Genomic DNA, 15,086 nt, shown 5'->3' on the forward strand with positions numbered 1-15,086 from the left:
AGTAGACAATGAACAAAAATAACATGTCTACTTTTTTGTTACTTTTGAAATTCTTCAAAAAGTAAAATGAATTGATTTACTGATAATTCTTGAGAACGAATACTTTCATTTAATCCCAGCGTTTCAAAAACACTTAAAATTTTATTTTTAGAAAATTTTTGTATAAGGTTGTTAAATAATTTTTTTCTTCTAAACATAAAACATAATTTAACAAAATCAAAAAAATCTTTATTTTGTTGAGTTTCCTTAGTAAAGTTAAATTCAATAACACTGGATCAAACTTTGGGTGCGGGGATAAAACAAGAAGGACTAACATCAAAAAGAATTTTTGGTTCAGAAATAAATTGACTAACAACAGAAAGTTTAGAATAATCATTTGAGTTTGGTTTTGCAACAATTCTTTGAGCTACTTCTTTTTGCATCATAATAATTGCTCTTTTAAACAAATGTTTATATTCAAACACTTTAAAAAGAATATCACTTGTTATGTAATAAGGTATGTTAGCAACAAGAATCATTTTTTTACTGTATTTTGTTAAATCTGCTTTCAAAAAATCTTCATAAAACAGTGAAAAATTATCTTTTGAAGAAAATTTATCATTTAATATTGTAATCATGTCTGAGTCAATCTCATAAGAAAACAAATGTTTCGCATCTTCAAGAATAACTCCTGTAATCGCCCCTTGACCAGGGCCGATTTCAATAACTTCCTCGTTTTTAATATTAGCGCTGTAAACGATTTTATTGATGATATTTTTATCTTGTAAAAAGTTTTGACCAAGATGTTTTTTAGCTTTTACTTGCATTTACTTTAAATACTCTTTCTACGTTATTTTCAATTTGTTTTACTAAAGTTTGTTCACTTACATTCTTTAAACCGGCAATAAATTTTACTGTGTGTTTTACGTAAGGACTTTTGTTTTCTTTACCACGCATTGGAGTAGGTGCTAAGTAAGGTGTGTCGGTTTCACTGAAAATTCTGTCAATAGGAATTAATTTAACTGCTTCTTGTAAATTTTTTGCATTTTTAAAAGTTACAACACCAGAAATTGAAAAGAAAATGTTTTTGTAAGGCAATACTTTTTGAGTGTAATCAGCATCACCGCTGTATGAGTGAAATACAAAAGTCATGTCTTTATACTCTTCAGAAGTTATTAGTTCGAAGGCATCTTCTAATGCATCGCGAATATGTAACATAACAACAAGATTATGTTTTCGAGCAACTTCAATTTGCGATTTTAATGAAGCGAGTTGAACTTCTTTTGAAGGATTATCTTCATAATGATAATCAAGACCAATTTCACCTATTGCTACTGTTTTGTCGTTAACTAATTTGTTAATTATTTCACCATCTTGAAATCCTTTACATTCACTTGGGTGAATCCCAATAACCGCATATGTATTATCAAAATGTTTAGTTAGTTCAATGACTTCGCGAGAGTTTTGTTCGTTTGTTCCGACGATAAACATCAAATTCATATCTTCGTTATTCCATTGTTTAACAACTTCAACAGGATCTGGATAGTATTCTAAAAAAGGGTGTGTGTGAATGTCAATATATTTCATTTTGTCGCTTTCTTTACTTAAGTTAGTTTTATAATATAAACTATTATAAACAATTAAATAAAAAAGAGGTTTATTATGGCTAAAGTAATAAGATATAAACAAAATGAACAAGAATTCAAAAAAATGGTTCAAAATATTGCTGATATTTGTGCAATACCTTCGGTTTCGGAAACTAATTTCGAAAATGAATTTCCTTTTGGTAAAGAAGTAGATAATGCACTGAATTATGCACTAAATTTAAGTAAAGAATTTGGATTTAGAATTTACAAAGATTCAAAAAATCGTTACGGGTTTGCTGAAATTGGTGATGGTTCAAAAATAATGGGAATTCTATGTCACCTTGATGTTGTTCCAAGTGGTGATAATTCACAATGAGAAAGTGAAGCATTTAAACCCCTAATAAAAGATACAGAAATTTTTGGAAGAGGAACACTAGACGATAAAGGTCCAACAATCATCACTCTATATGCAATGAAATATATTTCGGATAATAAATTATTAAATGGGGAATATACAATTAGAGTTATTTTTGGATTAAGTGAAGAAACAACAATGGAAAGCATGAAACTTTACCTAAAAGACTATGGATATCCAGATATGGGCTATACACCTGATGGTGAGTGACCATTAATTTTCGCTGAAAAAATGATTTTTGACTATGATTTATTATTTGATAAATTTGAGGATGTTGAAATTGAAGCAGGAATTGTTTACAACCAAATTCCAGATAGCTTAAAAGTTACAAGCTCAAAAGCTAATGAATATATTAAATTTTTTGAAGCAAAAGATGTTGCAAAAATTGACGATAATTCATTTTATGTAAAAGGAGTTGCAGGACATGGTTCAACACCTTTTGCGGGTGATAATGCAATTTTAAAATTTGTGAGAACAATGATTAAAAATAAACCTGAAACCGCAAATAATCACTTCTTTAAATTCATGAATAATAATTTCCAAAACAATGATTTCTCAATGCCAAACATTTTCATAAATTATGATGATGTAAGTGGGGTTTTAACATCTAACCCAGCATTTTTAAGAACTATAAACGAAAAATATTCAATTGGTTTTGATATGCGTGTACCTGTTCTGAACACAAAAGAAAAAGTTGAAAAAGATTTAATTCATTATCTTGATGAAAACAAATATAAATATGAATTTAAAATGGTTGGTTCAAAACAAGCAAAATATTTACCTTTAGATTCTGAAATTGTTTTAACTTTAATGAATTGCTATAAAGAAGTTACAGGTGAACAAGATGCCAAACCGCTTGCCATTGGTGGCGGAACATATGCAAGAACATTTGAAAATTGTGTAGCTTTTGGAGCAACAACAAAAATGGAATTAATGCACGCACCAAACGAAAGATTTACATACGAAGAAATGAAAAAAGACCTTGAAATTTATATTAACGCACTAGTAAGATTACAAGAAATTTAATCAAGGTTATAAAAAAACAAGCAAGACGTTTTCTTGCTTGTTTTTTTATTAAAAATACCAATTTTAATTTTTAATAAAAACTTAAATATATTTATTTAATATCAATAACATTCTTGCTGGTTGTTATTGTTGCTTAATCCTTTATAAAAATTTATAAATTTAATTCCTTTTTTATAATTCCGTTTTTATGTAATTCACGTTTCTGTTAGAATAACTCCACGATATTACACAGTAATAACTATTATAAAAAGTATTTTGGCAATTATAGTTTAATTCATCATTATTAATTGAAAATCTCAAACATAAAACACTGATTTAAAATATATTTACATTTCACCAGAACAAAATAGTTCTGATTTTTTTTATTCAATATTTAATTCTCAAGGTTGTAATAAGTCTTTCATTTTATATTCTTTTTTAAATAAATCTTTGTCTTTTTGCAGCAAGTCTAAAGTATTTTTAAAATTATTTTTGTCTTGTTTAAAAGAAAGATAATTCATGACTTTATCCATGCTTACGAATTTTGCTTGTGAAATGAGAGGGTCCGAAATATTAACTTTTTGTTTTTTTGAAAATGTTGCAAGGAAATAAATTACTTTTTTATTTACTCCCCCATCTAAAACGTAATTGCTTTCAAAAGTGAATGGTAAAATTTTTTCAACCATTTGTCCAGTTTCTTCAAAAACTTCCCTTTTAGCAGTTTGATAACATAACTCCCTGTATTCAATGTGTCCTTTGGGAAAACCTCATTTTAAAGATTTAGAATTTTGAGTAAGTAAAACTTTATATTTTTTAATACCTAAAAAACTATATTCATAGAATCCTATAACACCAGCTGATGTTTCTTGTTTATCATTATTTAATTGTTCTCAAATCATATTTATAATTGTACACTTAATGCATAAGAAAACTATATTCAATTTACACACAAAGAACTATAAAATTTATATTGATTAAATTTTAAGTTTAAGTCGATAGTTAAGTGTTGTAGCAGGAATAATTAAATTATGTATTTTGTTTCAATATGATAAAAACATTTTTTAAAATCTTATTTTTATTTAATTTGAGTTATTTCAGTATTTATATTTAATAAAATATTGCTCGTATATGTTAATGAAATTTTAAATAAAATTAGAAGATAATATTATGTTTTTTAAAATAAAAAGCAACGGTAAATTAAAAAAATGCACAACGAAATAAAAAAGTACTGAAAAATAACTGTTTTATGCTTTTAAAAAAGTGTGTAACTATTGATATAAATTTAATATATTTTTGTTATATAATCATAACTATGCCAAATCAAAATTTTATTACTGCCGGAACAGTCTTTGGATGATTTGCAGTTGTGGTTACAATTTGTTTAGGAATACCACAATTAGTAAAGCTTTTAAAAGATAAAAAAACAGGCGAAATAAGTTACGTTTCATTTTGAATATTCTATTTAGGATTATTCGCTTGAGTTTTATTTGGATCATTTTTACCAGGTTCACTAGCTCAAGTTTCAGTTGCAAACTTAATTTCAATCATTATTTATTCATTTACAATGTTTTTTATTTACTTTTATGAACAAAAAAGAAAATGAAAAATGTCGAGAAAAAACACACTTATAACAGTTTCAATTATTTTAATAATATTCTGTTTACTTTCTTTAGCTTGTACAGCTTTAGGAATTGCAGACAAAGATAATATTTATAAAATACATAATAGTGCAGCAGCAACCGTTTTAGGTGCTATTGTACCAATGCTTACAACTTTTGCTTTCATGCCACAAATTATTTTAAGTTTTAAAACAAAAAATTTTGGTGGTGTAAGTGCTTATATGATTTTATTATTCTTATTGAATAATGCATTCTGAATCATTTATTGAGCATCGAGAATTCACATGAACATTGTTGAAGGACAAACAATAATACCCTTAATTATTGCTACAATTTGACAAATTACTTCTTCAATAATTTATGGAATTTTATTCTTTTTTACAATTCGTTACGAAATCAAAATTAAAAAAAGTAAAATGGAATTAGCATAATATAAACCCTGGATATATCCAGTGTTTTTTATTACAAATGTTGTAAAAAAAACATTGGCAAAGCCAATGTAATTTAATTATTCTTCTTGTTCTTCTTCATCTTCCGAAGGTTCATTTTTGAATTCCAGTTTTTCACTAATTGCTGGAATGTTTTTAATTTCTTTAAGTTTATCACTTACAGCTTGAACTGATTTAACAACTTTATCAATTTTATCTGCGGTTGTTTTAATTGATGTTCTTGCTTTATTACTTTCATTAAATAATTTTTCGTAAGTTTTGTTTATTTCAAAGAAAGCGTTAATAATTTTTTCTGTGTGGTGAACAAGTAATAAGTGCCCGTTAACAACTTTAATGCTGTTTAGTAAAGGAACAATGACTGAAGGTCCCGCAGGAATAACTCTACTTTCTCTTCAAAGGGTTTCTATTAATCCTTCTTCATTTGCGATGAAAGCATAAATAGATTCGCTAGGAATTCACATTACAGCAAAGTCTAAAGTTTTTCCTGAAATTATATATTTTGATGCAATACTTTTTCCTTGGTCTTTTACTGCTTTAACGAGTCCACGACGAAGAGCTTCCTTTTTAATTGAGTCTTCTTCTTTTGTGTAATCGTTATATGCTATAGAATTAAATTTTGAATCAATTGATAAGAATAATTCCTTACCATCTTTATCAAACACCTTAACTGCAAAATCAACAGGTGCTTTTCTATCTGAATAAGCATGTTGAGAAACATATAGTTTATTAGTTACGACTTCATCTAAAATACTTTGTAAAAGAACTTCACCCACGTTTCCAATCTTCTTGTTATTACTAAAAATATGATTTAGTTCTTGTACTGAATTTTGAATGGTTTCAAATTTAGTTAAACCAGAAGAAAGGTCATTCATTGACTTTGTTACTGACTCAAAATGTTGAGTTAATTTTTTTGATAATTCATCATCAAAACGTTTTTTAAATTCACCATTAATTATAGTTAGTTGTTCACTAACAGCTTCTTTAATGTGATCCAGTTTTTCTTTAGTAACGTTTTCAACTTTTTCAGTAGAAACGAGTAATTTTTGATTGATATTTTCTAAAATTTTCGACAAGGAACCAAGTATTTCTTCTTTTAGTTTAGCTTGTTTTTGGAGTGTATCTTGTTTAAATTCAGAAATACTTCTGTTTAAAAGATTTAAATAATTTGTTAGTTCATTTTTGTTTAAATTTAAATCTTCAACAAGTTGTTTCTTGATATCTGTTTTGAAAATATCAATACTGTTTTTAAGTTCAGTTTTAAAATTATTTTGATTATGTAAGAAAGCAGTTGAATATTCATTTTGCTTTGTGTTCATTTCTGAAATTTTATTATTAATTAATTCAGAATTTTCTTTATTTTTGTTATTTAATACTTCATTGATTCTAAATTCAAAGTTATTGAACTTTGTTTCGATATTATTTTTTCATTCATCAAATCTTTTTGATTCTGATTCACTTAAAATTTGCATTTTATTAAATGAATCCACAAGATTTGTGATTTCTGTTTGTAATGAATTGTCTTTTTTAGATTTAAATAATTTTCAAATTATAAAAATGCAAATTGCAATTAAAATCACTACTAAAACTAAAGTAATTATTGTGATAGCAATCACTATTTAATAACCTCTTTTTGCATATATGGAACTAACACTTTAGGAACTGTAATTGAACCATCAGGGTTTTGGTAGTTTTCTAAAATTGCAGCAACAACACGGTCAATAGCTAAACCACTTCCGTTAATTGTGTTTGCATATTTTGTTTTTCCACTTTCATCACGGTATCTAATCATTGCACGACGCGCTTGGAATTCAAAAAATACGGAAATAGACGATGTTTCGCGGTATTTTTGTTCACTAGGTACTCATAGTTCAAGGTCAATTGTTTTGGCACTGCTAAATCCTATATCACCAGTACATAGAGATAGTTCACGGAATGGAATTTCTAATAATTTTAAAATGCTTTTAGCGTCTTCAACAGTTTCGTAAAAATCGTTTAAAACATTTTCATCGTTTGATAGTTTAACAAGTTCAACTTTGTGGAATTCATGTTGACGAATTAAACCTCTTGTGTCTTTACCACCACTTCCAGCTTCAGAACGGAAACATTTTGTATAAGCAACAAATTTCTTTGTTTTTGATAAGTCTAATATTTCAGAATTATGATAGTTTGTAACTGGCACTTCAGCAGTTGGGATTAATCATAAATCTTCATTTTCTAATTTATATAAATCTTCTTTAAATTTTGGCAATTGTCCAGTTCCAAAAAGCATTTTTGAGTTTACAAGATGAGCTGGCATTATTTCTTCATAACCATTGTTAATGTGTGTGTCTAACATGAAAGAAGCAAGAGCTCTAACTAACTTAGCTCCATCTTTTTTATATGTAACAAATCTTGATTCTGCAAGTTTAACTGATCTTTCGAAATCAACGATATCAAGATCTTTTGCAATTTCATAGTGAGGCTTTACACCCTTAACAAGCCCTCTTCCTAGATTTGGATATTCTCTAATAACAACATTTTCATCTTCATCTGCACCGACAGGAACGTCTAGATAAGGAACGTTTGGAACACCACTTGCTAATTCATTTACTTCAAGATTTAATTTTTCTAAATCTTCAGAAGAGTGTTCAATTTGTTCTTTTACTCTAGCAACTTCTTCCATTTCTTTTGATGCGTCTTGTTTATTTCTTTTTAGAATTCCAACTTGTTGACTTAGTTCATTTCTTTTTGCTTGTAAATTTTCAACAAAATGATTTAGTTCATTTCTTTTTTGTACTTTTTCAATTAATTTATCAACGACAGCAGTATCAAAACCACGGTTTTTTAAACCTTGTTTAGCTTCTTTTTCGTTTGCCATCAGTCATTTTAAATCTAACATATTACTCCTTTAAAAAACATTATTGTTTTTAATAATAAAAATTATAAATTGTTTTTTATTTTTCAAATAAATATGGGAAAAATTGACACTTTTTTAGGGAAAATAACATCTCTATAACAATAATAGGTTTAATCTTACAATTTGTAATTTAAAAAACACCAACCAAAATAAAATTTCCATTTATATTAATGTGTGTTTTTGTACTAAATTTATCAGTTGGACAAAAAAACTAAAAAGCTAAGTTTTTTGTTTTTATAAGGAAAAAGCATTATTTAATATAAAATTAAATAATATTATGGCAACAATATTAAAAGGTAAATTCAATAAAGATATTTATACATCCACAGATGGTAAATTTAGACTTACAAGCTTCAGTGTTAGCGAACAGATTGAAACTGAAGCTGATTTTGAATTATCAAAATTTAAAACAATTAGTGTAAGGACAGAATTTAAACAAATTGAATTTAATGAAGTTTATAAGTTGGAGTTAATTCACTTAAATAATCCAAAGTATAAACATACATATGCAATAGCAAGAATGGAAAAAACAAACGAAGTAGATACAAGCTTCATTTTAAAATTTCTTTCAAGCCCAGCATACAAAGGGATAGGACAAGCAAAAGCTAAAAAGATTATCGAAAAATATGGAAATAGTATTCTTGATAAAATTAAAGCTAAAGAAGTAACTCACGAAGATTTAAATATTGGTGAAAGTACTTTTAAATCACTTCAAAATGATTTAATTAATAATGAATTGAGCTCTAAACTTAGAATTTTTATTTATGAGTGTGGATTAAGTGATAATTTTTATTCAAGATTGTTATTTCATTGCAAACCAATTGATTTTTTTGAAATTTATGCAAAGAAGCCATGACAATTGTATTTTAATATTGAAAATGCTAGATTCAGTGACATTGAAAAAATCGCCAAGAAATTAGGAAGATTGGATGATTTTGATTACAATATTGTTTTAATTTATGATTTACTGTTAGATTATCTATATTCATCAGGGAACACAAGAATACTAGCCAATAATTTATTTTTACTTGTAAAAAGTAAATACAAGGATTATCAACGCGAAATATTTGATCAAGCAATTAAAAAATTAATTGATGAAGATTTAATTGTTCCTATTAAACATGGAGTTATTTTAATTGTTAGTCCTCGTTCAATTTTTGATCAAGAAAAATTTATCGTGCAAAGATTAAAATTTTTAAAAGAAAACGCAAATAGAAATCGTTTGAAATATGAATCAATTAAGTTAGATGAAGTTCAAGTGAATGCTGTTATTCAAGCAGTAAATAACCCCTTGACAATGATTACTGGAGCACCAGGAACAGGTAAAACACTGGTAACCAATGAAATAATTCGTCAACTAATGAAAAAATATGATGAAAAAGATATTGTGGTAGCTACACCAACAGGGCGTGCAACAATCAATATTAATCGTTTAAATTTAGTCAAAGCAACAACAATTCACTCATTATTGAAATGAGATACAGATACAAAAAGATTTAAGGTAAATGAACACAACATGTTGGATGCCAAAGTCTTAATTGTTGATGAGTTTTCAATGGTTCCAACAAGCCTTTTCTATCACTTGTTAAAAGCGCTTAATAAATATGATCTACAAAAGATAATTTTAGTCGGTGACAAAGACCAGTTACCCGCAATAGGTCCAGGGTATTTAATTCACGATTTTATTGCAAATGAAATTTTTGATGTAGTGTACCTACATAAAAATTATCGTCAAGGTTCGAATTATGCAATTGTATCTGATGCTCAAGAAATTAATAAAAATGTTGTTCCTGAGTTTAAAGGAGAAAGTTCTCAATTCATAGAAACAAATAAAGAAGTTTTGGCTTTATCGATCGTTGAAAAAGTTAGTCAATTAGTTGAACAAGGTTATACAAAAAAACAAATTGCAATTCTTTCGCCAATTTATAATTACCAAACAGGTATTGATAATATTAATGAGACATTGCAAACATACTGGGGAGCACTGGAAAAAGCAAAAGAACATAACGTCAATGGGCGTAGAGTTTTCTTAAATGACAAAGTTATAAATTTAGAAAACGACACAAACAAAAATATATTTAACGGTGAAATTGGTTATGTTGAGAAGATAAGTTATTCACAATCCGGTGAAAAAGGTAAGATACTTTATGTTTTTGTTACTTTTGATGATGGCAAAACAATTGCCTATACACCAAGTGAATTTAATAACAAAACAATGCTTGCTTATTGTACTAGTGTTCATAAATATCAGGGTTCTGAATCAGAAATAGTTTTAACAGTACTATTTTCAGAAGCTAAATTTTTATTATCTAAAAAATTAATTTATACTGCTATAACTCGTGCAAAAAACCTATCAATTATTTACGGCGAACGAGAAGCACTAGAATACGGAATTTCAAATGACAGAGACTCAAAAAGAGCAACCTCAATTAAAACACTATGAACAAAGATTAATAATTAAAGGAAGAATATGAAAATAATTGTTGGACTAGGAAATCCTGGTGAAGAATATAAAAACACACGCCATAACGTAGGTTTTGATGTAATTGATAAACTAGCAGTCAAATTAAACGCTGATTCATTCCGTGAAAAATTTAAAGGCGAATATGTAAAAACTGATGATTTTATATTAGCAAAACCTTTAACATATATGAATAATAGTGGTGATTTTGTATATGCTTTAATGCAATTTTATAAATTAAACATTGATGATTTAATTGTTGTCTACGATGATATGGATCACCCAGTTGGTAAAGCAGTAATTAAAACAAATGGTTCGGCTGGCGGGCACAATGGAATGAAAGATATTATTGATAAACTTGGAACAAGTGAAATTAAACGTTTGAAAGTAGGAATAGGTAGACCAATTGGAAACGTAAAAAATTATGTTCTATCTAAATTTAATGCTGAACATCAAAAAGTAATCAATGAGGTTGAAAATCGTTGCGTTGATGTTTTAGAAACATGTATTTTTAATGATATAAGATACGCAATAACAAAATTTAATACTGAGAATAAATAATGAAACAAATTAAATATTTACTTGCTGTTAGTGGCGGGCCTGATTCAATGTTTTTGCTGGATAAATATAAAAATCAAAATATTGTTGTTGCGACAGTAAATTACAATAAACGTATTGACTCAAATTATGATGTTTCAGTCGTAGAAAAATTTTGTAACAAATACAAAATTCATTTTGAGTTATTAGACTTAAAAGAGCATGAAAAAAAATCAAATAATTTTCAAACTGATGCAAGAATTGTTCGGTATGAATTTTTTAAAAAAATTTATACTCAGTATAATTGTTCAAAGTTAATTGTCGCACACCATAAAGATGACTTTTTGGAAACAGCTTTAATGCAACAAAGATCTAATCGAAAAATTAATTACTGGGGAATAAAAAAACAAACAAAAATCTTTGGTATGAATGTCTTTCGCCCATTTATTGACAAATATTGAAAGGACGAAATACAAAAAAAATGTATAAAAAAAGGTATTGAGTTTGCCAAAGATTATACTAATGATCAACCTGTGTATGAGCGTAATAAAATTCGTATAGAACTCAAAAATAAATCGCGAATACAAAAGCAAACAATGATCAATAAATTTGTTTTTAAAAACCTTTTATTAAAAAGAAAAAACCACAAAATTCAAAAAGAATTAAAGATTTGAAAAGACAATTTTTATTCTTGCAATGCAAAATTGTTGAATACATTTAAATACAAAAACGAGCTTTTGTATGAATTAATAAATGAAAAATATCAGGGCATTAATTTAACACAAGGAAAAATAAAATCAATCTGAGATTTTATTTATTCTAAAAACGGAGCTAAAAACTACAAGTTAAAAGATGAAATTTTCTTGATAAAGTCTCATAATTGTCTCGTTTTTTAGCTAGTTTGGCAAAACGATTATATAATTAATGATATTCTTGGAAAGGAGAAAAATGTCACAAGAAAATCAAAATAAAAAACCCAATAACTCATTTTGAAAATCAAAAGCAACAAAATGAGGAATTGCATTATTAATAATTTTATTAATAGTTGTAGTTCTTTTAATAGTTTACTTCTTAAATAGAGATACAACAAAAAGCATTGATGTTAACGAATTTAACAAAATCATTAAAAGCAGTGCAGTGAGCGTAAATGATAACGCATATATTTCGTCATTTTTAGATGATAATCTACATAATAGATTTAAAGTAGCTTATTCAATTGACCAAAACGGTAAAGAGCTACTAAGACAAGCGTATGTATATTTAACACCACAACAAAAAGAATTATGATATGCAGCAAATTATGCTAATGCATCACAAGATAGCTTGCTTGTTCAAGCTATGGCATTTACAAAAGATGGTGCAATTCAATACGGAAATATCGAAGCAGTTAAAATTACTGATCCTTCATTCTTCAGTAATATATTACGGTTCTTACCAATGCTTCTATACATTTTATTCTTTGCAGTATTTATTTGAATAATGTTTAGACAATCACAAGGTGCTGGGTTACCTGGTGGTCAAGGCAAATCACAAGCAATTAGAATTAACTCAAAAACTAAATTCAGTGATATAGCTGGAAACGAAGAAGCAAAAGAAGAAGTTATGGAATTAGTTGACTTCTTGAAAAACCCTAAAAAATATACAGCAGCAGGAGCAAGAATTCCTAAAGGTATCTTGCTTGGAGGTCCTCCAGGAACAGGGAAAACTTTATTAGCTAAAGCAACAGCAGGTGAAGCTAATGTTCCTTTCTTCTTCATATCGGCATCAAGCTTTGTTGAGTTATTTGTTGGTATGGGGGCTAAACGTGTAAGAGAAATGTTTAGAGAAGCAAGAAAATATGCACCAGCAATCATTTTTATTGATGAGTTAGATGCAGTAGGACGTTCTCGTGGTGCTGGAATTGGTGGGGGTAACGACGAACGTGAACAAACTCTTAACCAGTTACTAGTTGAAATGGATGGTATTACTGAAAATAGTGGAATCTTGATTATGGCAGCAACAAACAGAACTGATGTTCTAGACCCTGCTTTATTAAGACCAGGACGTTTTGACAGAACCGTAACAGTAGGATTACCTGATGTTAAGGAACGTGAAGCTATTCTTAAATTACATGCACGTGGAAAAAGAGTTGATAAAGCAGTAAGCTTTGCAAAAGTTGCAAAAAGAACACCTGGTTTCAGTGGTGCTCAATTAGAAAACGTTATTAACGAAGCTTCTTTATTAAGTGTTCGTGAAAATACAAAAGTTATTACTTTAGATCAAATTGATGAAGCCATTGACAGAGTAATGTCAGGTCCAGCTAAAAAATCAAGAACAATTTCAAAAGCTGAAAATACAGCAGTTGCTTACCATGAAGCAGGACACGCTGTTGTTGGACTAAAAATTAAAGGTGGAAATAAAGTTCAAAAAATTACCATTATCCCACGTGGGAATGCTGGTGGTTATAACTTAATGATGCCAGAAGAAGAAAAATATAACATGTCTAAAAATGATTTAATCGCAATGATTACTTCATTTATGGGTGGAAGAGCAGCTGAAAGAATTGTCTATGGAGATGAAAATGTTTCAACAGGAGCAAGTGATGATATTTCAAAAGCTACACAAATAGCACGTAGAATGGTAACTGAATGAGGAATGTCTGATTTAGGGCCAATTAAGTATGAAGAAGATAGCTCAAATCCTTTCTTAGGAAGAGATTACACTAAAGCGCCAGCATTCGGAGCTAAAGTAGCTCAAGATATTGACTCATCAATTAGAAAAATAATTATTGATGCAGAACAAAGAGCTCAAAAAATTATCGAAGACAACCGTGAATTATTAGAATTAATTAAAGAAGCCTTAATAATCAAAGAAACAATTGTAGCAGAAGAAATTGAATATATTGAAAAACACATGAAACTTCCAGAAGAAGTTGTTGAAGATAAAAAACACTATAGTGAAGAATCTGATACAGAACTTTCATTTGATGAACTATTAACTAAAGCAAAAGAAGAAGAAACAGAAGTTAAAGAAAAAACTGAAGAAAAACAAGATGATGAAGCGCCAGCAGTAGTTGGACAGCTATCGGTTTCAAATGAGTCTTTAGATTTTAGCTCATTAGCAACAAAAACAACAAAAAGAAATAAACGAGAAATTTCTGAAGAACAAAAAAACTTAACACCTCGTGAAAGAGCAATTTTAGAAAGACGTAAAAAAGCTCAAGACAAAGAAAACGAAGATAAGTAAAATAATAAAAAAATCACTGATAACCAGTGATTTTTTATTTTTATTTTTATAGTTTTTTTAATTAAGAAGCTCTAAAAACCAATAGCGAATTTTTTAAAGATTTTAATTTTGATAATGTAGAAAATGTTAAAAATCATGCAACTATTAAACAAAATGGTAATAGGAATAATATATACAATATTCTAGTAGTATTTGCTTTCGAAGCAGCAGCATCAGCATATTGCGAAACTAGTAATGATGATGCATTAGATTCTCCCATAATTAACATTTTTACTTGTTCAGAATCTCTTTTAGCAGCAGACAATGCAACAATTAATAGAATTCATAATATCATACTTCCTAAGAAAAAGCTTATTACTGAAAATGTAGAAATAACCAACATAACTCCAACAATAATTATGTCTGAGCTTGTATCGCCTCCTGTAATTACATTAAAAATTTGTACAAGATAAGGACCTGCGGGAAGTATAGGTGCAAAAGGAAATAAGCAAGCACTAGATAGAAGTTGTGAATCAAAACTTTTACCTTCTCTTTCAAGACTTTTAACATTAATTGTGTACGCAACTATTGATCCAATCATTCAAAGAATGAAAAATAGAATTGGTAAAAGATTGTAACGCAAGAAAATTTTCTTTAAGCGTTTATGAGCATTTTCAACTAACAAAAAAGCATTATTATTCATTTTTTCTCCTTATTTAATATTTAATATTATAACTTTTTTATAGAATTACATAGATCAAATGTAGAATAAAAAGAGTTTAAAGTAAATAATAGTTACATATTTACCTTTAAAAATGAATAAAGTGTTTAATTTAATAATATTTAAAATATAAAAATAAATATATATTCACAATAAACAAAGGATATTAAATATTAAACTGATTTTTGTTATTTAATAAAACAGCAAAATTCTT

Annotated in this window: 12 protein-coding genes; 6 read left to right on the forward strand and 6 right to left on the reverse strand. The window is 27.8% G+C overall.

The features are described from left to right. Window positions 1-38: 38 nt before the first annotated feature. A complete protein-coding gene (gene rsmA, locus JV175_RS02710) occupies window positions 39-806 on the reverse strand; it encodes a 16S rRNA (adenine(1518)-N(6)/adenine(1519)-N(6))-dimethyltransferase RsmA (RefSeq protein WP_205499340.1) in 768 nt (255 codons plus the stop codon). Then, window positions 790-1,566 (reverse strand): TatD family hydrolase, encoded by a 777-nt coding sequence (locus JV175_RS02715; protein ID WP_205499349.1) that lies wholly within the window; start codon window positions 1,564-1,566, stop codon window positions 790-792. Before JV175_RS02715 ends, rsmA begins: the two co-directional genes overlap by 17 nt. Before the next feature lie 75 nt (window positions 1,567-1,641). Between JV175_RS02715 and JV175_RS02720 the strand changes: the two genes are divergently transcribed. Continuing rightward, window positions 1,642-3,006: a Sapep family Mn(2+)-dependent dipeptidase gene (locus JV175_RS02720; protein ID WP_205499351.1), complete on the forward strand. Its 1,365-nt coding sequence runs from the start codon at window positions 1,642-1,644 to the stop codon at window positions 3,004-3,006. Between the two features lie 362 nt (window positions 3,007-3,368). On the opposite strand, the gene JV175_RS02725 is transcribed toward JV175_RS02720, so the two are convergent. Continuing rightward, entirely contained in the window at window positions 3,369-3,884 is a 516-nt protein-coding gene (locus JV175_RS02725) for an NUDIX domain-containing protein (protein WP_205499357.1), read from the reverse strand. A 413-nt stretch (window positions 3,885-4,297) separates the two neighbouring features. Here JV175_RS02725 and JV175_RS02730 point away from each other — a divergent pair, with 413 nt between their 5' ends. Next, window positions 4,298-5,035 carry a PQ-loop domain-containing transporter gene (locus JV175_RS02730; RefSeq protein WP_205499358.1) on the forward strand — a complete coding sequence of 246 codons (738 nt, stop codon included), beginning with the start codon at window positions 4,298-4,300 and terminating at the stop codon, window positions 5,033-5,035. Between the two features lie 77 nt (window positions 5,036-5,112). Here the strand turns inward: JV175_RS02730 and JV175_RS02735 are convergent, their stop codons facing one another. Together JV175_RS02735 and serS are read right to left on the reverse strand one after the other, a co-directional pair. Continuing rightward, window positions 5,113-6,666 (reverse strand): DNA recombination protein RmuC, encoded by a 1,554-nt coding sequence (locus JV175_RS02735; protein WP_205499368.1) that lies wholly within the window; start codon window positions 6,664-6,666, stop codon window positions 5,113-5,115. Next, window positions 6,666-7,931, reverse strand: coding sequence for a serine--tRNA ligase (serS, locus tag JV175_RS02740; RefSeq protein ID WP_205499370.1), 1,266 nt, complete (start codon window positions 7,929-7,931; stop codon window positions 6,666-6,668). Before serS ends, JV175_RS02735 begins: the two co-directional genes overlap by 1 nt. Window positions 7,932-8,226: 295 nt before the next feature. Between serS and JV175_RS04415 the strand changes: the two genes are divergently transcribed. From JV175_RS04415 to ftsH, 4 genes are read left to right on the forward strand one after another with little or no spacing between them, the layout of a single operon-like run. Next, window positions 8,227-10,410 carry an AAA family ATPase gene (locus JV175_RS04415; RefSeq protein ID WP_205499372.1) on the forward strand — a complete coding sequence of 728 codons (2,184 nt, stop codon included), beginning with the start codon at window positions 8,227-8,229 and terminating at the stop codon, window positions 10,408-10,410. A gap of 9 nt (window positions 10,411-10,419) precedes the next feature. After that, entirely contained in the window at window positions 10,420-10,971 is a 552-nt protein-coding gene (gene pth, locus JV175_RS02750; protein ID WP_205499374.1) for an aminoacyl-tRNA hydrolase, read from the forward strand. Beyond that, window positions 10,971-11,843: a tRNA lysidine(34) synthetase TilS gene (tilS, locus tag JV175_RS02755; protein WP_205499383.1), complete on the forward strand. Its 873-nt coding sequence runs from the start codon at window positions 10,971-10,973 to the stop codon at window positions 11,841-11,843. The genes pth and tilS overlap by 1 nt, the downstream gene beginning before the upstream one ends. A 52-nt stretch (window positions 11,844-11,895) precedes the next feature. After that, window positions 11,896-14,172, forward strand: coding sequence for an ATP-dependent zinc metalloprotease FtsH (gene ftsH / locus JV175_RS02760; RefSeq protein ID WP_205499391.1), 2,277 nt, complete (start codon window positions 11,896-11,898; stop codon window positions 14,170-14,172). Window positions 14,173-14,233: 61 nt separating this feature from the next. On the opposite strand, the gene JV175_RS02765 is transcribed toward ftsH, so the two are convergent. Further along, window positions 14,234-14,854, reverse strand: a complete 621-nt coding sequence (locus JV175_RS02765) for a hypothetical protein (protein ID WP_205499393.1) — start codon at window positions 14,852-14,854, stop codon at window positions 14,234-14,236. Window positions 14,855-15,086: the final 232 nt, after the last annotated feature.

The organism is [Mycoplasma] gypis (assembly GCF_016924775.1).
Taxonomy (GTDB): domain Bacteria; phylum Bacillota_I; class Bacilli_A; order Mycoplasmatales; family Metamycoplasmataceae; genus Metamycoplasma; species Metamycoplasma gypis.